Below are 19761 nucleotides of genomic sequence, written 5' to 3' on the forward strand. Positions count from 1 at the left end.
CCGATGCCCGGCCCGTCTGCCCGTGAGAATTGCATAGGCTGGGCGGTTGTTGAGAGGGGCACTGTCGTCGAGGCATGGGACGCCGACCGTGTCGTCCCGTGGTGGAGCTTCACCAAAACGGTGCTTGCCGCGGCGGCGCTTGCTTTGGTTCGCAACGGCAAGGTTGCCTTGGATTCCTGTCTGCCGGGCAGGAACTACACCCTGCGGCAGGTGCTCCAGCATCGGTCGGGACTGCCCGACTACGGCGGACTTGGCGATTACCATCGGGCGGTCGCGCAGGGGGCGCCGCCGTGGGCGTTCGAGGAGGTTTGGGAGCGATGCGGCGCGGATCGGCTCATGCATGAACCTGGAACAGGGTGGGCCTATTCCAATATTGGCTACGCTCTGATCGGACGCCTGATCGAAGAAGAGACACAAAGCGACCTCGGTGCTGCGCTGCATCGCCTGGTCCTCGCTCCTTTGGATATCGGAAGCGCAAGACTTGCCTCGGTGCCGGAAGATCTCCGTGACGTCGAGATAGGATCTGCAGCCTCGTATCACCCGGGCTGGGTCTATCACGGGCTGCTGGTCGGAAGCATTGCGGACGCAGCGCTCCTCCTCGATCGGCTGCTCTCGAAAAACCTGCTTCCCGAACCGTTGCGCAACGACATGGGAACGCCTTGCTTTCTGCCGGATCCGGTTCCCGGTCGCCCCTGGAGGAAACCGGGTTATGGGCTGGGCGTCATGGCCGGCGAGGCGACCATCGGTCCCGTCCTGGGTCATACGGGTGGAGGTCCAGGGAGCGGATTTGCGGTTTACCAGGCCCAGTCGGGCCGAAAGCGGACTGCAGCGGTCTTTCGGACCAGCGAGGATGCGGGAGCCACAGAGGCAAAAGCCTTCGCCTTGATTGCAAATTGAGGCTCAGAGGTCGGGGCCTGCCACGGCTCGGGTGCCGAGTTCGTTCTGAAGCAGGGTCAAGGCGCCGCTCACCCCGCCCGTGATCAGAACCGGGATTCCACTCGGAGACAGGGACCGACGCAACCGGTGGGCGAGTTCGAGAAATCGGCGGCGCTCAGACCAATCCGCCTGACGCGGCATCTGAAGCACGACCGCCGCGGGGCTCGGCATCATCGCAAGGACATCGTCCGCAGCCTCGTAGGGCGCGGTAACGCTGGCATATCCCATGCCGGCGAGTTCGACGGAAAGAGTACTGTCCGGCTCACGGTCGCCATTGTCGACGACAAGAACCTTCTGGAATCCGTTCATATCGGTATCCTGCAGCGAAATGTGGCAGCTTAAGCGGGGTACGCCACCAACGTCCGGCAGGATCATTTGTTTCACGGTTCAGATGAATGGCAATGGAACAGCCAAGCTAATCCGAAGGGGTTCCCACTACTTTGCCCGCCACCACCAGGTATCGATGGTGGTGCCCAGAACGGGCGGTCCTTCCGGGTGCTTCAACCCACTGCGGTAGGCAAGCCATTGATCGTTCAGGTAGAACAGCGGAACCACGTAAAATCCCGAGAGCAGAATTCGATCGAGGGATCTGACCGCTGCGACGAATTCGTCGCGGCTGCGAACCTCCAAAAGGGCATCGATCATCCGGTCGATCGCCGGGGAGGCTGCTCCCGAATAGTTGAGGGAACCGCCACGCTGCGCGGCCAAGCTGCTCCAGCGATTCCGTTGCTCGTTGCCGGGTGAGGCAGAGGCCGGCCAGATCCATTGCACCATATCGAAATCGAAAGTCGACAGCCGCCGCCAATACTGGACGTCGTCGACGAGGCGCACCCGAGCCGTGATCCCGATGCGGGAGAGGGTCTGAGAAAAGTTGAGCGCCAGCCGTTCCTGCCGCCGGGAATTGACCAGGATCTCAAAGGTGAAGGGCTCGCCGTCGGCTTTCCTGCGCAGGATGCCGGCATCGAGCACCCAGCCCGCCTCGTCGAGAATCTGGAGAGCGCGGCGTGCCTGGTCCCGGTCCCGGCCGGAACCGTCGGAACTGGGCGGCGACCAGCGCCCTTCCAGGATGTCGTTTCGGACCGCGTTGGGAAAAGGGGCCAGGAGCATGCGTTCCCGCTCGCTGGCGGGCCGACCGGAAGAGGAGAGATCCGATCCTGCAAAATAGCTGTCGGACCGGGCAAGAAGGCCATAATACAGGTTCCGGTTGACCCATTCGAAATCGAAGAGATAACCGAGTGCCTCCCGAACCCGCGCATCGGAAAAGATGGAACGGCGCGTGTTGAAGACGAAGCCGTTCATGCCCTTCGGGGTGCGAATGGGAAGGGTCTCAAGGGTGATGCGCCCGTCCTTCGCCGCCGGAAACTCATATCCGGTCGACCACCGGTCCGGGTCGCCCTCCATCCGATAGTCGTAAAGTCCAGCTTTAAAAGCCTCGAACATCGTATTGGCATCGCGATAGAAATCGTACCGGATCTCGTCGAAGTTGAAGATGCCGCGCATGATCGGCAGGTCTTTGGCCCAGTAGTCCTCGCGCCGCTTCAGAACGATGCGCTCGCCGGGTTTGATCTCCGTGATCTCGAACGGTCCGGACCCGACCGGCGGCGTCAGCGTCGTATTGGCAAAGGTCTCCGGATCAGTGGCGTGAGCTGCAAGAATCGGCATCATCGCGATATTGAGCGGCAGCTCGCGATCGTCGGCGCCTGTCAGGTCGAAACGGATCCGATAGGGAGTTTCGACTTCGACAGCCCGGACCTGCCCGAAGCTCGAGCGATAGAAGGGCTTCCCATGTTGGCGCAGCAGCTCGAACGTGAAACGCACGTCCTCCGCGGTTAGCGGATGGCCATCCGAGAAGCAGGCCCTGGCATCGAGATTGAACGTGACCGAGCTCCGATCGTCCGGCATCTCGGCCGACCGGGCAACGAGCCCATAGACCGTGAACGGCTCGTCGAGCGAACGCATCATCAGGCTCTGGAGGACATAGCGCGGCACCGCGTCCGGAGCGACGCCGAGAACGATCAGCGGGTTGAGGCTGTCGAAGCTGCCCTGGAGGGCGAGGGTGATTCGCCCTCCGCGCGGGGCGTCTGGATTGGCATAGGGAAGGTGTGGGAAATCCGCGGGAAGGGCCGGTTCCCCGTGCATGGCGATGCCATGGCGTGGCGTCTCACTCTGCGCAGGCGAGAGGAACCCCAGGAACGCGAGCATTGCGGCCACCACGATTCCGGGCATTCCCAGGCAGTTTCGACTCATGGCGTTCCCCGCTCCGGGGTACAGGCGAGAGGATGGAATATTATAAAGAAAGTTGTCCGGAGCGACTGGAAACCTATTCCATGAAAGGTTAAAGGAGCGCCACACCGTCATGTCTTCGCCTTAATCGGCAAAGATTCAACCTTTCCCTTGAAGGTTACACACCGCGCCGATTATACGGCCAATCCAGAAGCCGACCGTTCGACTGAAAAGAGGATCTACCACATGTCATTCGCGACCCGCCTCGCGAGCCTGGGGGGCACCCGTGGCCTGACCACGGCCATGGCCCTTATCTTGAGCGCGGCGCCGGCTCTGGCGCAGACGAAGCCCGCCGCGCCGGCACCGGCGAAGCCCGCGGCCCCGGCCGCCGCTCCGCAGGCCCAGCAGCAGCAGCAGAACACCGGCCCGATGGTGGTGCAGGTCAAGGCCGAGCCGTCCCAGCCGGACTGGACGAAGGTTTGCGGCAAGGATCAGGGTACCAATTCCGAGATCTGCTACACCACCCGCGACTTCGTGTCCGACCAGGGGCAGCCCGTCCTGGCAGTGGCCCTCTACGATGTGAAGGGACCGCAGAACAAGAAGATCGTCCGTTTCCTGATGCCGCTCGGCCTTCTCCTCCAGCCTGGCATCCGCTTCACCGTTGACCAGGGCCAGCCGACCGACGGCAAGTACGCGGTCTGCTTCCCCAACGGCTGCTTTGCGGAAGCTGAAGTGAAGGACGATTTCATCGCATCCATGAAGAAGGGCCAGAATCTGAACGTCAGCGTTCAGAACCAGGCCGGCCGCCTCGTCACCTTTGCGGTGCCTGCTGCCGGGTTCGGCAAGGCCTTCGACGGCCCGCCAATCGACCCGAAGGTTCTCGAGGAGCAACAGAAGAAGCTTCAGGAAGAGCTTGAGAAGAAGAGCGAGGAGCTCCGCAAGAAGCTCGGCGGCGACGCCTCGGCCGCGCCGGCCGCTCCCGCGACGCCTGCTCCGAAGCCGTAAGGCGCCGTCCCATCCTGATCGACAAGAACGCCGGGCCATCGAGCCCGGCGTTTTTCATTGCGGCGATCGGGGCCGGGGAGGGTCCTAGTGGGCCAGGATGGGCTTCGCGCGGTACTGTCCCCTTTCATCCCGGTCGAACAACTCTTCGATCAGGGGATTGCGCAGCGGTTCGGCCGACGAATCGGGCACGAGGTTCTGCTCCGAGACATAGGCGATGTACTCGCTTTCGGCGTTCTCGGCGAAGAGATGGTAGAAGGGCTGATCCTTGTGGGGCCTGATTTCCTCAGGAATGGACAGCCACCATTCCTCGGTGTTGTCGAACTCAGGATCCACATCGAAGATCAGGCCCCGGAACTCGAAGAGCCGATGCTTCACCACTTGGCCGATCGCGAATTTTGCCAAACCCGCTTTCATGACTTGAACTCCATGCCCGGCATATAGAGACGCTGATCGAATTCTCCAAATCGGGCCGCGTCACGATTCCGAAAGTGACTCCATTCACGCTAGGGCTGCAACCACGTCGCGGGCGGGCTCCCTTGACGGCATTGCTGCCTTCCGGGAATCCCGCCAGAAGAGGCGACAATTTTGCCACGGAGAGCCCTGCGATGTCAGACCTGATCGGGCTGATCAACCTTCTTGCGCCATTTTTCGGGTTGATCGGCCTCGGCTTCTTCTGCGGCAGGATTGTCAAGCAGCCCGAGTCCGGGCTGGCCTGGATGCAATTCTTCCTCATCTATGTGGCGCTGCCATGTCTTTTCTTTCGGCTGATTGCGGATAAATCACTGGATCAGCTGACGAACTGGTCCTTCGTGCTGGCCACGACGACGGCGACTCTGCTCGCTTTCATCCTCTCGTTCGCCGCCGGCTGGCGACATACAAGGGATATCGCCCAGTCCGTGATGCAGGGCGTTGCAGGATCTTATTCCAATATCGGCTATATGGGACCGCCGCTTGTCCTGGCGGCCATCGGGCCCGCGGCCAGCGCGCCGGTGGTCCTGATCTTCGTCTTCGACAACCTGCTGCTGTTCTCCCTCGTGCCCTTGCTCATGTCCGTGGCCGGCCTCGAGAAGCTCACGCCCGGCGCGACCCTGCGCCGAATCGTCTGGCGCGTTGTGACGCACCCGTTCAATGTCGCGACGGCCCTTGGCGTCACGGCCAGCTATCTGCACCTGCGACTCCCCTCGGCGCTGGATCAGATGATCGCGTGGCTATCGGGGGCCGCCGCACCCTGCGCCCTGTTCATTCTCGGTGTGACCGTCGCCCTCCGGCCGCTCTGGCGCATTCCACCGGAGGTACCGGCTCTCGTGATCGTCAAACTGGCGCTCCATCCCTTTCTGGTCTGGGTCCTGCTGTCCGCTCTCGGGGATTTCGGCCCGACCTGGACCTTCGCCGCCATCACGATGGCGGCATTGCCGCCCGCCCTCAACATTTTCGTGATCTCGACGCAGTACAATGTCGGCGTGGAGCGGGCCTCCGCCTGCGTCTTGATGGGAACCATCGCGTCCATGACCTCGCTGACAGCCCTGCTTTACGTGATCCGCATCGGCGCCCTGCCATATGACCTGTTCCCCTAGGCGGAAACAGGTTGCCGCCTCGCCGGGAAACGTCCGGCATCTAGGATCACACGATCATCGGCGATGGGGACCTAGGGCCGGCCGGGGCTTCCGCCTTGCATCAGCCGAGGAGCTCCGATTCTCGGAAGCACCCCTTCGCGCATCACCGCGCGGCGGAGCGGGCCAATGTTGCTCAGGGTCAGCAACCCGGCTCCACGCAGGAAATCCGCTGGGAGAAAACCGGCGAGCAGCGTACGGTTCAGGCTATCGACCGCTGTCGTGCGCAGCCGGACATCGAGATCCCGCCCGCGCTGGTAGCGCGCGAGGGCCTGCTCCGAACCCGGCTCGTGGCCCTCATCCCCGGCATCGATGACCGCGTCGCGAAGGGCAGCGATATCGCGCAGGCCCAGGTTGAGTCCCTGGGCGCCGATGGGGGGGAAGACATGTGCGGCCTCGCCCACCAAGGCAAGGCGCGGCGCCTGGAAGCGGGTGACCGACAGGCCGCCCATGGGAACGAGACCACGGGGACCATCGAGGCGCATGGCGCCGAGGATCGACTGCGCCTGGCGCTCGATAGCGAGAGCGAGGCTCTCATCGTCGAGGGCTGACAGCTCCTTCGCCCGTTCGGGTCGCGTCACCCAGACCAGGCTCGAGCGGCGGCCGGGGAGGGGAACGAGCGTGAACGGTCCGTGCCGGGCATGGAATTCAGTCGAGATGTCCCGGTGGTTCCTCTCATGCGTGAGAATGGCGGTAACGGCCGACTGGGGATAGGACCAGGTCCTGGTCTCGATGCCGGCCGCCTGGCGCAGGCGGGAATTGCGCCCGTCCGCCGCAACGACGAGACTGCTCTTCAGCACCGTCCCGTCCGCAAGGGTCACCCGCGCCTCTTTCTCCGCGACTGCGCAACCGGCAGCCTGCTGCGGCAGCAGGGTCAGGTTTCCCTGAGCTCTGGCCGCTTCGGCGAGCTTTTCGACGAGCGTGGCATTCTCGATGTTCCAGCCGAAGGCTTCTAGCCCGATCTCCGAGGCTCGGAAGGAGACCGGCGGCGGACGGAAGAGGCTGCCCGTATCGTCGATGATCCGCATCGTCTCGAGAGGGGCGGCCTCCGCCGCGATCTTGCTCCAGACGCCAAGGGCATCGAGCAGGCGGACCGATCCGTCCAGGAGCGCCACGGTTCGCCCGTCTCGACGGGTGTCGAGCGTCCCTACCAGGGCGGTTCCGTATCCGTCGCGGGCGAAGGCGAGAGCGGCGCAGAGCCCGGCCGCCCCGGCGCCGACGACGACGATGTCATACATGTGTTCTGACACGTGATTTCCTTACCGATCCGGCCGGGGAAACGGCTCCAAACCCACAATAAAGCAACCATTCGCCATTGCCGACCGGCACGGCTCATCCCTATGATCCGTTACCCGGTGGATGTCGATGCCGAAACATGCTTGTCCCAGATCGCGCAAGCTGACATGTAGGTTCCGTATCGGCAGCCCCATAAACCTCTAAGCCAGAGTCGTAGTGCGTGAAGGCAGACGTTCCATCATCGCGGCCCCTCGTTGAGCTTAAAGGCATCAGCAAACGCTACGGCGACCTCCTGGCCAATGACCATATCGACCTTGCCATCGGCCGGAGCGAGATTCACGCCCTGCTGGGAGAGAACGGCGCGGGCAAATCGACCCTCGTCAAGATCCTCTATGGCGTGATCGAGCCGAGCGCTGGCCAGATCCTCTGGGAGGGGCAGCCGATAAGGATTTCGTCGCCCGTCGAGGCGAGGGCGCTGGGCATCGGCATGGTGTTCCAGCATTTTTCTCTATTTGATGAACTGACGGTCGCGGAGAACATCGCCGTCGCCCTGTCGAAGGACTGGACATTGTCGCGTGTCCGGGCGCGCCTCGGCGATATCAGTCGCGCCTACGGTTTGGCCCTGGAGCCGGACCGCGCCGTCTGGACGCTTTCGGCGGGCGAACGGCAGCGCATCGAGATCGTCCGCTGCCTGCTTCAGAACCCGCGGCTGCTCATTCTCGACGAGCCCACGTCCGTCCTCACGCCCCAGGAAGCCGAGCATCTGTTCGTCACCCTGGACAAGCTGGCCGCAGACGGCTGCTCAATCCTCTACATTTCGCACAAGCTGGAGGAAGTCCGTCGCCTTTGCCGACATGCGACCATCCTGCGGGGCGGGCGCGTGGTAGGGACCCTCGATCCTCGTGTGAAGAGCGCCCGGGAGATTGCCGCTCTCATGGTCGGCACGGAAGTGGGAGAGGTCCGCTCCGGCACTCCCCATATTGCCAGAGGGGAAATGCTCGAGGTCCGCAACCTCTCGCTTCCCGCCGGCAGCGTCCACGGCCAGTCTCTCGAGAATATTACCCTGAATGTCCGCGCAGGAGAGGTCGTCGGCATCGCCGGTGTCGCGGGCAACGGGCAGAGCGAGCTTTTCGCCGCGTTGTCCGGGGAGACGACGGCGGGCCGAGCCGACCTGATCCGGATCGGGGATCGGCCCTGCGGAACAGAAGGAATCGACGCGCGCCGCCGACTTGGCGCGGCCTTCGTTCCCGAGGAGCGGCTTGGCCACGCGGCGGCCCCGACGCACCGTTTGAGCGAGAACACCCTGATCTCCCATGCGGCCGCTGAGGTGAGCCACTCCGGATTCATCCTGCTCAATGCCGCCAAGCGCCTGGCCCAGTCGATCGTCAAAAGTTTCGACGTCCGCACGCCGGAAACGGACCCTCAGGCACGCAAACTCTCCGGCGGCAACCTGCAGAAATTCGTGATCGGCCGGGAGATCATCCGGCGCCCGAGACTCCTGATTGTCGATCAGCCGACCTGGGGCGTCGATGCGGGCGCAGCGCGGCTGATCCGCCAGGCGCTCGTCGATCTTGCGAGCGAGGGCAGCGCCGTCGTGGTGATCAGCCAGGATCTGGACGAATTGTTCGAGATCGCGGACAGGATGGCGGTGATCCACAACGGCCATCTGAGTCCCTTGAGACGCATCACCGAATGGACCAAGGAGGCCGTCGGCCTCGAAATGCTGGGAGAAGCACAGGTGCACGGGGCGTCTCATGCGGTTTGAGTTGACGCCGCGCACATCGGTGGCCCCTGCCATGCGCGCTCTCGCCCCCGTTCTCGCCTTCCTGACGGCCTTCCTCATCGCCGGTCTTGTGATCTGGCTCATGGGCCGGTCCCCGGTCGCTGCGTTCCAGGTCTATGTCCTGCAGCCTCTGAGCGATCCCTGGTCGATCCAGGAACTGCTCGTGAAGGCAACCCCACTCGCCCTGATTGCCATCGGCCTGTCCTATTGTTTTCGCGCCAATCTCTGGAACATCGGCGCGGAGGGCCAGTATGTGATCGGCGCCATCTTCGGAGGCTGGCTGGCCCTGCGGACCCATGGGACGGAGGCCGGGGCCTGGGTCCTGCCCGCGATGGTCCTGCTCGGTCTTGCCGGTGGCGCGCTTTACGGCCTGATCCCGGCCTTCCTGAGGACGCGGTTCGGCGTCAACGAGATCCTGACCAGCCTGATGCTGGTCTATGTGGCGCAACTGCTCCTCGACTACCTGGTCCGCGGCCCGTGGCGGGATCCGAAGGGCTTCAATTTTCCGCAGTCGGTCACGTTCGATCCCGCCGCGACGCTGCCGACTCTCGGAGAAGCGAGCCGCGTCCATTACGGCACCGTGTTCGCCGTTCTCGCCGTTCTCGTCACAGCGATCGTGCTCGGACGGACCCTCTTCGGTTATCGCCTGCGCCTGACGGGCGACGCTCCCCGGGCGGCGCGGTTTGCCGGGTTCAGTTCCAAGAGCACAACGCTCGCCGTCTTCGCGATTTCCGGCGGCCTCGCGGGTCTGGCGGGGATTTCGGAGGTTGCGGGTCAGATCGGCCAGCTGCAACCGTCGATCTCTCCGGGATACGGCTTCACCGCCATCACAGTCGCCTTCCTGGGCCGGCTCAACCCACTCGGCATCCTCGTCGCGGCCCTCGTGGTCGCCCTGACCTTCATCGGTGGTGAAAGCGCGCAGATCCTTCTCAAGCTGCCGCTCGACCTGACCCAGGCCTTTCAAGGCATTCTTCTTCTGTGCGTGCTCTCTGCCGACGCCCTGGTGAGCAACCGCATCCGCATCGTCGGCCGGGGAGGGGGCAAATGACCACGTTCGAGGCCATTTTGCTGACGATCGTCACCGCCTCAACCCCACTTCTCATCGCTGCGCTCGGCGAACTCGTGGCGGAGCGCTCCGGCGTGCTCAACCTCGGTGTCGAGGGCATGATGGCCATGGGGGCCGCGTGCAGCTTCGCGGCTGCCGTCACGTTCGACTCGACCCTGATCGGGGTCGGAGCCGGAGTCGTGGCAGGCGTTGCCATGGCGTTGATCTTCGCCACCGTCGTCCTCGGTTTCGCGGCCAATCAGGTCGGATCGGGATTGGCTCTGACGATCCTGGGCCTGGGCCTTTCGGGCCTGATCGGTGCTCCCTTCGTCGGCGCCCGCCGCAACCCGGTTGAGGCCATCTCGGTTCCGGGCCTCAGCGAGCTGCCGATGGTCGGCCGCCTGTTTTTTGAGCAGGACCTCTTCGTCTACGCATCCATCCTGCTCACCGTTGCCGTTGCTTTTTACCTGGGCAGGACGCGGGCTGGACTGATCCTGCGCTCGATCGGCGAAAACCACATCTCGGCTCATGGCCTGGGACTGCCGGTGCTCCGCACGCGCATCCTGGCGATCCTTTTCGGCGGCGCCTGTGCAGGGCTGGCGGGAGCCTATCTCTCGCTTGTCTATACCCGCTTCTGGTCGCCGGGCATGACGGCGGGTCGGGGATGGATCGCGCTCGCCCTCGTTGTCTTTGCCGCCTGGCGGCCGGGCTGGGTGCTGATCGGAGCCTATATCTTCGGCGCGGCGACGGTGCTGCAACTCCATGCCCAGGCGGCCCAGTTCGGAGTTCCCTCGCAGCTCCTCTCGGCCGTTCCATACCTGGCTACGATCCTCGCCCTGCTGCTGCTGTCGTTGCGTCATGGCCGCGCCATCGGGGCGCCGGGATCGCTGGGGGTGCCTTTCGTGCCTGACCGGTAAACAAAGCGATGTTATTGTAGGCACAGAGACACTTGCGGGAAATATTCAGACCTGCGACGAAAAGCGGAAAGTCAAACAGGGGAGCCAACATGTCCTTTCGAACCATTCTCGGCGCAGTGGCGGGCGTAGCCGCCCTTGGCCTCGCGGCCGGCGGCGCGGCTGCGCAGGAGAAACTCAAGATCGGCTTCATCTATGTCGGCCCGGTCGGCGATTACGGCTGGAGCCATCAGCACGATGTCGGCCGCAAGGCGGTCGAAAAGGCGCTCGGCGACAAGGTCGAGACCACCTATGTGGAAAGTGTTCCGGAAGCCGATTCCGAACGGGCCATCGAACAGCTCGCGCGCACGGGCCACAAGCTGATCTTCACGACCTCGTTCGGCTTCATGGAGCCAACCCTGAAGGTCGCGAAGAAATATCCCAACGTGAAGTTCGAGCATGCCACAGGGTTCAAGCGGGCCCCGAATCTGGCGACCTATGCTGCGAAGTTCCATGAGGGCCGCTACATCATCGGTCAGATTGCCGGAAAGATGTCGAAGTCCGGGACCATCGGCTACGTGGGCGCGTTCCCCATTCCGGAGGTCGTTTCGGGCATCAACTCATATTTTCTCGGTGCCCAGTCCGTAAACCCCAACATCAAGATCAAGGTCGTCTGGGCGAACTCCTGGTACGATCCGGCGAAGGAAGCAGACGCGGCGAAGGCGCTGCTCGATCAGGGCGTCGACATCATCGCCCAGCATACGGATAGTCCGGCGCCGCTTCAGGCGGCGGAAGCCCGTGGCAAGTTCGGCTTCGGCCAGGCCTCGGACATGGAGCAGTTCGCGCCCAAGGCGCAGCTGACCGCCATCGTCGACAACTGGTCAGACTACTACGTCGCCCGCGCCAAGGCCGTTCTCGACGGCACCTGGAAGTCGGAGGACACCTGGGGTGGTCTCGCCGCCCACATGGTGGTGATGTCCCCCTACAAGAATATGCCCGATGACGTGAAGAAGATGGCGGAAGAGACCGAAGCCGCGATCAAGTCGGGCACGCTCAACCCGTTCAAGTGCCCGGTCGTCAAGCAGGACGGGTCGCAGGTGGAGTGCAAGGGCAACGGTGCCCTTTCCGACGAGCAGATCCTCAGCATGAACTTCTATGTGAAGGGCATCGACGACAAGCTGCCGCAATAATCGCCGGAGCATTCATTGCGGGGGAAGGGGGGACCGGTTCTCCGGTGCGATCGATGCGCTCCCCCGGCGGATCCAATGCTCACGCGTTTCCCATGAGGACGGCCGATCGCTCGGCCGTCCTTTTCCTTTCGATCCTTCATCCCGAGAAAGGGTGGCCATGCCAGACCGTCCTGTGATCGTGCCGACGGACAGCGATGCCCTCGTCGTCACGGACGTGCAATACGACTTCCTCCCCGGCGGCGCCCTTGCCGTCCCCGATGGAGATGCCGTGATCGGCCCGATCAACCGGCTGGCAAAGGCATTCCGGCATGTTCTGTTGACCCAGGACTGGCACCCGAAGGGGCATACGTCCTTCGCATCGAGCCATTTCGGAAAGAAGCCCTTCGAAATGATCGAGCTGGCCTACGGCACGCAGATCCTTTGGCCGGACCACTGTGTCCAAGGCACGAGGGGAGCGGACATCTCCGAGGACCTGCAGGTTCCTCATGCTCAACTCGTGATCCGCAAGGGCTATGATCCCGCCATCGACAGCTATTCGGGCTTCATCGAGGCAGATCGGCGCACGGCAACCGGCCTGGCGGGCTATCTGAAGGAGCGTGGCTTCAGGCGGCTGTTCTGCACGGGCCTCGCCACGGATTACTGCGTTGCCTGGACCGCACTCGACGCGAAGGCGGCAGGCTTCGAAACCTACGTGATCGAGGATGCTTCCCGCGCAATCGACACGGGCGGATCGCTCGATCGCGCGTTACGCAATTTGAAAGCGGCGGGTATCCACCTCATTCAAAGCACCGGGATCAGCACGCCGTGAGGCGAAGGTCAGCGTCCAGGAACCGCCGAGCGGCGCCAGGAGCCTAGAGGCTTTCAACCGCCTGGGAACGCCGTGGCCGGGGATTATCCGGCGCTACACGGCCGTCCCGTGAAGGTCATATTCGTCCGAACGCTCGATCTTGACGGTCACGACATCTCCGACACGGAGCGGCCGGCGCGAGGCGACATAAACGGAACCGTCGATCTCGGGCGCGTCATATTTCGTCCGGCCCTTGGCGACGCTGGCGCCGGGCTCGTCGATGATGACAGGAAGGCGCTTGCCGACCTTGGCTTTGAGAAGCCGCGAGCTGACATCGCGCTGGGTCTTCATGAAGCGGTGCCAACGCTCGTCCTTGACCTCCGGAGGAACCTCGGCGCCCAGCTCATTCGCCGGGGCACCCTTCACTGGCTCGTAGCGGAAGCAGCCGACCCGGTCGAGCTTGGCTTCCTTGAGCCAATCCAGAAGGAAGTCCACGTCCTCCTCGGTTTCGCCGGGAAAGCCCACAATGAAGGTGGAGCGGATCGCCAGGTCCGGGCAGATCTCGCGCCACTTGCGGATGCGGTCGAGGGTCTTCTCCTGGTGGGCCGGGCGGCGCATGGCCTTCAGGACCGTCGGGGAGGCGTGTTGGAACGGGATATCCAGATAGGGAAGGATCTTCCCCTCCGCCATGAGCGGAATGACCTCGTCCACGTGCGGGTATGGATAGACATAGTGCATGCGCACCCAGAGCCCCAGCTCCCCGAGCTCGCGGGCAAGATCGTAGAAGCGCGTGCGGACCTCCCGGTCCCGCCACAGGCTCGGCTGATACTTGATGTCGAGGCCGTAGGCGCTGGTGTCCTGAGATATGACGAGGATCTCCTTGACGCCGGCCTTCGCCAGCTTTTCCGCCTCGCGCAGCACGTCGCCGATGGGGCGGCTGACGAGATCGCCGCGCAGTTTCGGAATGATGCAGAAGGAGCAGCGGTTGTTGCAGCCCTCCGAAATCTTGAGGTAGGCGTAGTGCCGCGGCGTGAGCTTGACCCCCTGGGGCGGGACGAGATCCAGGAAGGGATCGTGAGCCGGTGGGGCAGCCTGATGAACGGCGCCGACGACGGTCTCGTATTGCTGAGGCCCGGTAATCGCCAAGACGTTAGGGAAGCGTTCCCGAATCTGCTCCGGCTCGGCGCCCATGCAGCCGGTGACGATGACCTTGCCGTTCTCGGCCATTGCGGCGCCGATGGCATCAAGGGATTCGGCCTTGGCGCTGTCGAGAAAGCCGCATGTGTTGACGATCACCACGTCCGCGCCGTCGTGCCGCTTGGTCAGCTCGTACCCTTGGGCGCGGAGCTGAGTGATGATCCGTTCCGAATCCACGAGAGCCTTGGGGCAGCCTAGGGATACGAACGAGACTTTGGGCGCGGGAGCATTCATCCGCAGAATTCCACATTTCGGGGCGTGACTGACAATCGTGATGCCCGCCTAGGACCGCATCGGCGCGAATTCATGGCAGGGAACGGCTGGTCGCGAGAGGCGACCGCCATTCGAGCGATCGGGCCGGCAAACCCGCCTGAAGGAAGTGGTTCGCCGTCGCCGTAGGCGATTAGCACAGAAACCCGCCTGATGGCCAGTGCGACCCATTTGGTCGTGTTCCCTGTCCATTGGGATAGGGATTCCTTGTGGAACTTGAGTGGGGCCGGGCATGCGCCCAAGGTGTCGACGTTGCGTTATTCCCCTGCAAATCAGCCACCGCGGGTCATATGGCATCTGTCGGACCGCCCGTCTCCATCCCAAAGCATGCAGATCTCCGTAGCGCCAAACGCCGCCGCGCCCATCATCAGGCCAAGATTGTCGTCGACGCGTGGACGATGATCCATTGTGAGGTTGAGAACATTTCGTCGGGCGGCGCAAAGCTGGCGATCCGGGCGAGCGTACGGCTCCCGGAGAGCTTCCTGCTCTATGTCGCTTCACACACGCTGCAGGTATTCCGGGCCAAGCTTTGCTGGAGAGAGAACGATTTCGCCGGAGTCTCGTTCGCTGACGGAGATTGCGTCAAGGCAGGGAAGCGACCCTGGACCGCCACGATGGCCATCGGTCGGCAAATCGGCAGGGTCTAGCGAGCGGGCCGTGTAGGAGACCCAGGTGCCTGTCGCGGACCCCATCGGACAGTTCCGAGTCCCGAGGAGCGAATAATTCGTGGGGCCCCGGTGTTACTCGGCGGGCGATTGCTCGTCAGGAGGACACCATGAAAGGCCACCGGGATGCCATGCACCGTCTAGGTCTGCTGGCAGGAATTCTTGCTCTGTCGATCGGCTCCACATTCGTTCCTTTGCCTGCCTTCGCTGCGGGCGGCGGCGGGGACTCGGGTGGAGGGAGTGGTGGTAGCGCCGGGGGTGGCAGCGCTGGAGGCAGCGGTGGTGCGGGCGGAGGCACGGGGGGGGCCAGCGGCAGCGCCGGCGGCGAGGGTGGCAGGGGCGGTGATACCAGCACGCTCATGGCCACCTGCCCCCGCGGCCAGATCTACAGCCAGAGATCCCGCCGTTGTGTCCAGGTCCGAAGCGAGGCCCTGACCGACGACGCGGTGGTTGACTACGCCTTCGCCCTGGCGAAGGCCGAGCGGTTCGACGAGGCTCTCGAGACGCTCAACATGGTGCGCAATCCCAACACGCCGAAAGCGCTCAATTATCGTGGCTACATCACGCGCAAACTCGGTCGGACCGACGAAGGCATCGGCTATTATCTCAGGTCCGTGGCCCTGGATCCGCAATACGCGCAGGTTCGGGAATATCTGGGCGAGGCCTATGTGACTCAAGGCAAGCTTGACCTTGCCCAGGAGCAGTTGCAGGTCATCCAGACGCTCTGCGGAAAAGAATGCGAGGAATACGCAGATCTCGCCGAAGCCATCGAAGCCGCGACCAGGTAACGGCGGCAGAGAAAGAGACCAGGGGATCCCGCGGCGTGGCGAGTGATCGCCGCGCCCGATCTGGGAGAGAGCGATGACCAAGCTTCAGGCGCCGGTCGGGTTCGTAGCCAGGCTCATGCTGGCCCTCATCTTCATCCTCGAGGGTTGGAGCAAGCTCGGCAACTACGCGGGAACGGTGCAATACATGGAGGTCCATGGCGTGTCGGGCTCGCTTCTGCCAGTCGTGATCTTCACCGAGCTGGGCGGGGGATTGTTCATCGCGTTCGGGTTCCAGGCCCGCCTCGCGGCGCTGGCGCTGGCAGGCTTCTGCGTTCTGACTGCGCTGCTCTTCCACGCTGATTTTTCGAAGGCTGACGAGTTCATCCATTTCAACAAGGACATCGCGATCGCAGGAGGCTTCCTGATGATCCTGGCCTTCGGCGCCGGAGAGTGGTCCCTTGACGCGTTGCGGGCCCGGCGGATGGGTGCCTATCCCGCTTCTGAAATGACGGGTCAGCAGGGATGACCGGTTGCGCCGTCGAGCGGAAAGCCTTCAAATGTCCCACAAAGCCGTCTCTGATACCGAAAGGGAAGGCTTGGGAAGGCTCATCTCTGCAGCGCATGATCGGCAATGGCTCAGAAGAGGTGAAGGCGGCGCTCGCCGGGCATCTGTCCCGGCTTTGGCGTTTCGGCTATTTCCTGACGGGGCGGCGCGACACGGCCGAGGATCTGGTTCAGGCCACCTGCGTGCGCGCGCTCGAGCGTGCCCACCAGTTCGAAGCCGGAACCAGGATCGATCGCTGGCTGTTCTCGATCCTGCGGTCTATCTGGCTCAATGAGATCCGCGCCCGTCGCATTCGAACCGGCGAAGGCACCGTCGATGCCGAAGCGACGCTTGTCGTGGACGGCGCCGGGCAGGTCGAGGCGAACGTCCTCCTTCATCAGGTCCTGAGGGAGATGCAGTCGCTTCCCGACGCGCAGCGGGAGGCCGTTTTTCTCGTCTATGTGGAAGGCCTGGCTTACCGCGAGGCCGCGGCCGTACTCGATGTTCCCATAGGGACGATCATGAGCCGCTTGGCGGCAGCCCGGGTCACGCTGGCTCGCCTCGGCCCACAGGAGGCGCATGTTCCAAAGCCGCCGAGGACAAGGCAGCCATGACTGACTCAAATGACAACAGTCACCCCGAGGACGAGGAACTCGTCGCCTTTCTCGACGGCGAACTTCCGGCCGACGAGCGGATCCGGATGGCCCGAAAAGTTGCCGACGATCACGACCTGCAACGGCGCCTGATCCTGCTGTCCGCGGGCAATCGTCCGTTCCGCAAGGCTTTCGAACCGCTTCTCGATCAGGCGCCTCAGGCTAGGCTCGAAGCCATGCTCGGAGGTCTAAGTGCTCCGCCTTCGCCCCACGCAGTGGCGCAGAGGCCCAAATGGATGCGGAGCAATGTCCTGACAGCCGTCGCCGCGGCCCTTCTCTTCATCGTCGGCATTGGTGTTGGATGGCAGATGCCCACGTTCGTCCAGACCATGCGGAACCTGACATCGATCGAAACCGCCTCCAACGATGACGACTGGCGCCAGATCGTGGCCGAATACTTGAGTCTCTACACGTCGGAGACGCTGGCCGGCATTCCGGACGATGCCGCCGCGCGGGAGCAAGAGATTGCGAGGGTAGGCGCCAAGATGGGAATGGCGCTCTCTGCACAGAAGGTCACTCTGCCGAGCCTGTCGCTGAAGCGCGCGCAGCTCTTCCAATACGACAGCAGACCGCTCGGGCAGATTGCCTATCTCGATCCGGCGAGCGGGCCCATCGCCCTGTGTATCATCGCAGACGACAGCCCCGATGTCGGGCAGAGGACGGAGCAGAGGCTCGGCTTCAACATCGTCTATTGGTCCCGGGGGCGTCACAGCTTCATGCTGCTCGGACGCGTCCCGGTTCCTCGGCTGCAAAGGCTTGCGGACGAGCTCTCGGGTCGCCTATCGGGCTAGCGTCCGCCCGACTCGCCATCCGTTCATTTGAGCCTGCTGACGCACAGTCGGAACGGCATGTGCCAGCGGATCGCGACGTCGGAAGGGTCCAATCCGGCTGCGGCCACGATGTGCTCCCAGTCGTCCCGTCGAAAGCTGCGTGCGATCGAAAGGGGACCATCGTTCTGCACGAACCGGTGTCGTCGAGCGACCCGCGCGAGGATGCGGAAGCTATGAAACGGGATGCTGTGCCGATGCAGGTCGGCGATGAACCAGCCCCTCACGGTGATGCGCTCCATCCATCTGACGAAAGCGACAAGCTGCTCTTGGGACAGGTGATGCGCGGTCTGAGAGCTGACCACGAAGTCGACAGGGCGGCCGGGATCGAACTGGAAGACATCCGCCGTACGATAGTCGATCCGCATCTCCACGGGGGTCGCGGTACGGGCGATGATCTCGCTGAGCGGGATCAGGTCGATGCCCATCAAATCCACGCTCCATCCCCTCGGCCTGCTCCAGCGATGGATGCGGCGCAGCAGGTCGCCATAGCCGAACCCGACATCGAGGATGGTCAGCTTGTCCGATGGGCTCAATCTGCGGGTTGCGCGGTCAAGCCACGCCATGATGGGGCGATGGGTCAGCGTCAGGAGGTTGATGCGGGCCAGATCCTCCAGAAAGGCCCTGTAGTCGTCGCGGGACAAGGTCTCGACATCCATGAGTTCCGGCTCGAGACTTCGGTATCTCAGCGCCCGTGGCATGGCGCTATGCGCTGAGGGTGAAGCGGAAGGTCTCCGCGACCAGACCCGGTCCAAATGCCATACCGAAACCTTGTGCCTTCGAGACCCCCGACTGCATCATGCGCTGGAGGACGAACATCAGTGTCGCCGACGACATATTGCCGAAGTCGCGCAGCACGCTGCGTGACCACCGGAGCGCCTCGGGGGCAAGATCCAGACCCTGTTCGACGGCATCAAGCACGGTGCGGCCGCCCGCATGAACGGCCCAGAGATCGAAATCGTCCTTGTGCTGCCCCCGCAGAATCCCGTGATCGTCGTTTCGCATGGCTTCCTGTCGCAGCATCCGGGCGATCTGTGCCGGGACCTCACCGGACAGCGTCATCTCGAACCCGGTGTTTCCGATCCGCCATGTGATGAGGTCCCGGGTGTCCGGGATTGTCGCGACCCGAAAGTCCTTCAGAGCGATGCCCACGGGATTCGCCGAGACCAGACAGGCCGAGCAGCCGTCGCCGAAGAGGAGCGCGCTCAGGAGGACTTCGATGTCCGACGTCTCCTGAAGATGGAGCGTGCACAGTTCAAGGTTGATCACAAGGACCCTTGCGGAAGGCTCGGACCGAACGATGTGATGCGCAACCTTCAAGGCGTTGACGGCCGCCGCACATCCCATGAAGCCAACCAGCGTGCGTTCGACCGAGGGGTTAAGTGCGAGGCGTTCGATCAGCTGCTGATCAAGGCCCGGCGCCGTGAAGCCGGTACAGGACGCAACGACGAGGTGAGTCACGGACGAGTGCTCTCCATTGAGACCCAGTTCCTCGACGGCACGCTGGGCAAGCTCGATCGCATGCGTCTCAAAATGGGCCATGCGGGTCGCCGTACCGGCGAACCGGCCCGGGCGATAATACCCTTCACGATCGGCGCCATCGTCAATGCTCGCGCCCGGCGCAAGGGTTGAATAGCGGTGATCGATATCCGACCGCTGCACCATTCGTCTGAAGAGAAGCTTGCTTCGCCGGTCAGGCAGGAACTGGTCCACGAATTGGATGAAGGTCCCGTGCACGTCATGTTCCGGGACCGCCGTACCGATGCGATTGATATGAGCGCCCGTCATGCGTCACCCGTGCGGTACATCAGTGAATGTGCGAGAGAACACCGCAACCCGGCGAAAATTCGCAGGAGGGGCGAAAAAGCGATCACATGTCCGTGTGGACGCGTGCTCACGGCCGCGAGGCTAGCGTTCACACAGAGCATGGATCGCGGGAATGTCCGGCTGCGCCGGATTCGCTGAGGGGCGCCTTTGGTGTCCGGAATGGACTTGAGACCCTAAGTCCTGCCGGCATTTTAATGGTCAAGGCTGTTCGAAGCAGTACAATTTTTTCCTATGCCATCGGGCATGATTTGTGCGCAGAATTGGAGCGAGCAGGGCGGCACCCTGACGAAGCCGGGCCGATAT

General features: G+C 63.3%; 20 protein-coding genes. 13 read left to right on the forward strand and 7 right to left on the reverse strand.

What is annotated here, in order from left to right:
• Positions 1 to 3: 3 nt before the first annotated feature.
• Positions 4 to 897 carry a serine hydrolase domain-containing protein gene (locus AC522E_RS09555; RefSeq protein ID WP_500750192.1) on the forward strand — a complete coding sequence of 298 codons (894 nt, stop codon included), beginning with the start codon at positions 4 to 6 and terminating at the stop codon, positions 895 to 897.
• Positions 898 to 900: 3 nt separating this feature from the next.
• Here the strand turns inward: AC522E_RS09555 and AC522E_RS09560 are convergent, their stop codons facing one another.
• Both AC522E_RS09560 and AC522E_RS09565 read right to left on the reverse strand, forming a co-directional pair.
• Entirely contained in the window at positions 901 to 1245 is a 345-nt protein-coding gene (locus tag AC522E_RS09560; RefSeq protein ID WP_500750193.1) for a hypothetical protein, read from the reverse strand.
• A gap of 126 nt (positions 1246 to 1371) precedes the next feature.
• Entirely contained in the window at positions 1372 to 3183 is a 1812-nt protein-coding gene (locus tag AC522E_RS09565; RefSeq protein ID WP_500750194.1) for an extracellular solute-binding protein, read from the reverse strand.
• Positions 3184 to 3405: 222 nt separating this feature from the next.
• Here AC522E_RS09565 and AC522E_RS09570 point away from each other — a divergent pair, with 222 nt between their 5' ends.
• Positions 3406 to 4164, forward strand: coding sequence for an invasion associated locus B family protein (locus AC522E_RS09570; RefSeq protein ID WP_500750195.1), 759 nt, complete (start codon positions 3406 to 3408; stop codon positions 4162 to 4164).
• 84 nt (positions 4165 to 4248) lie between these two features.
• On the opposite strand, the gene hspQ is transcribed toward AC522E_RS09570, so the two are convergent.
• Entirely contained in the window at positions 4249 to 4578 is a 330-nt protein-coding gene (gene hspQ / locus AC522E_RS09575; RefSeq protein ID WP_500750196.1) for a heat shock protein HspQ, read from the reverse strand.
• Positions 4579 to 4769: 191 nt separating this feature from the next.
• Here hspQ and AC522E_RS09580 point away from each other — a divergent pair, with 191 nt between their 5' ends.
• Positions 4770 to 5738 (forward strand): AEC family transporter, encoded by a 969-nt coding sequence (locus tag AC522E_RS09580; protein WP_500750197.1) that lies wholly within the window; start codon positions 4770 to 4772, stop codon positions 5736 to 5738.
• 71 nt (positions 5739 to 5809) lie between these two features.
• On the opposite strand, the gene AC522E_RS09585 is transcribed toward AC522E_RS09580, so the two are convergent.
• Positions 5810 to 7012, reverse strand: coding sequence for a UbiH/UbiF family hydroxylase (locus AC522E_RS09585; RefSeq protein WP_500750636.1), 1203 nt, complete (start codon positions 7010 to 7012; stop codon positions 5810 to 5812).
• A 218-nt stretch (positions 7013 to 7230) separates the two neighbouring features.
• Here AC522E_RS09585 and AC522E_RS09590 point away from each other — a divergent pair, with 218 nt between their 5' ends.
• From AC522E_RS09590 to pncA, 5 genes are all read left to right on the forward strand, one after another.
• Positions 7231 to 8775, forward strand: coding sequence for an ABC transporter ATP-binding protein (locus tag AC522E_RS09590; RefSeq protein ID WP_500750198.1), 1545 nt, complete (start codon positions 7231 to 7233; stop codon positions 8773 to 8775).
• Entirely contained in the window at positions 8765 to 9841 is a 1077-nt protein-coding gene (locus AC522E_RS09595) for an ABC transporter permease (protein ID WP_500750199.1), read from the forward strand. The genes AC522E_RS09590 and AC522E_RS09595 overlap by 11 nt, the downstream gene beginning before the upstream one ends.
• Positions 9838 to 10755 (forward strand): ABC transporter permease, encoded by a 918-nt coding sequence (locus AC522E_RS09600; protein WP_500750200.1) that lies wholly within the window; start codon positions 9838 to 9840, stop codon positions 10753 to 10755. The genes AC522E_RS09595 and AC522E_RS09600 overlap by 4 nt, the downstream gene beginning before the upstream one ends.
• Before the next feature lie 89 nt (positions 10756 to 10844).
• Positions 10845 to 11921 (forward strand): BMP family ABC transporter substrate-binding protein, encoded by a 1077-nt coding sequence (locus AC522E_RS09605; protein WP_500750202.1) that lies wholly within the window; start codon positions 10845 to 10847, stop codon positions 11919 to 11921.
• A gap of 157 nt (positions 11922 to 12078) precedes the next feature.
• Positions 12079 to 12729 (forward strand): bifunctional nicotinamidase/pyrazinamidase, encoded by a 651-nt coding sequence (gene pncA, locus AC522E_RS09610; RefSeq protein ID WP_500750203.1) that lies wholly within the window; start codon positions 12079 to 12081, stop codon positions 12727 to 12729.
• A gap of 93 nt (positions 12730 to 12822) precedes the next feature.
• On the opposite strand, the gene rimO is transcribed toward pncA, so the two are convergent.
• Entirely contained in the window at positions 12823 to 14139 is a 1317-nt protein-coding gene (rimO, locus tag AC522E_RS09615) for a 30S ribosomal protein S12 methylthiotransferase RimO (protein ID WP_500750204.1), read from the reverse strand.
• Positions 14140 to 14465: 326 nt separating this feature from the next.
• Between rimO and AC522E_RS09620 the strand changes: the two genes are divergently transcribed.
• The 5 genes from AC522E_RS09620 to AC522E_RS09640 all read left to right on the forward strand — a co-directional run bounded on the left by AC522E_RS09620 (position 14466) and on the right by AC522E_RS09640 (position 17595).
• A complete protein-coding gene (locus tag AC522E_RS09620; RefSeq protein WP_500750205.1) occupies positions 14466 to 14822 on the forward strand; it encodes a PilZ domain-containing protein in 357 nt (118 codons plus the stop codon).
• A gap of 128 nt (positions 14823 to 14950) precedes the next feature.
• A complete protein-coding gene (locus AC522E_RS09625; RefSeq protein WP_500750206.1) occupies positions 14951 to 15628 on the forward strand; it encodes a tetratricopeptide repeat protein in 678 nt (225 codons plus the stop codon).
• A gap of 73 nt (positions 15629 to 15701) precedes the next feature.
• Complete coding sequence (locus tag AC522E_RS09630) at positions 15702 to 16133, forward strand: DoxX family protein (RefSeq protein WP_500750207.1); 432 nt, start codon at positions 15702 to 15704, stop codon at positions 16131 to 16133.
• 95 nt (positions 16134 to 16228) lie between these two features.
• Positions 16229 to 16765 (forward strand): RNA polymerase sigma factor, encoded by a 537-nt coding sequence (locus AC522E_RS09635; protein WP_500750208.1) that lies wholly within the window; start codon positions 16229 to 16231, stop codon positions 16763 to 16765.
• On the forward strand, positions 16762 to 17595 hold the full coding sequence (locus AC522E_RS09640; RefSeq protein WP_500750209.1) for an anti-sigma factor family protein: 834 nt from the start codon (positions 16762 to 16764) through the stop codon (positions 17593 to 17595). The genes AC522E_RS09635 and AC522E_RS09640 overlap by 4 nt, the downstream gene beginning before the upstream one ends.
• A 23-nt stretch (positions 17596 to 17618) precedes the next feature.
• Here AC522E_RS09640 and AC522E_RS09645 read toward each other — a convergent pair whose 3' ends face one another.
• Together AC522E_RS09645 and AC522E_RS09650 are read right to left on the reverse strand one after the other, a co-directional pair.
• Positions 17619 to 18290: a methyltransferase domain-containing protein gene (locus AC522E_RS09645; RefSeq protein ID WP_500750210.1), complete on the reverse strand. Its 672-nt coding sequence runs from the start codon at positions 18288 to 18290 to the stop codon at positions 17619 to 17621.
• Between the two features lie 46 nt (positions 18291 to 18336).
• Complete coding sequence (locus AC522E_RS09650) at positions 18337 to 19419, reverse strand: type III polyketide synthase (protein WP_500750211.1); 1083 nt, start codon at positions 19417 to 19419, stop codon at positions 18337 to 18339.
• Positions 19420 to 19761: the final 342 nt, after the last annotated feature.

Source organism: Microvirga sp. BF8 (assembly GCF_059888585.1).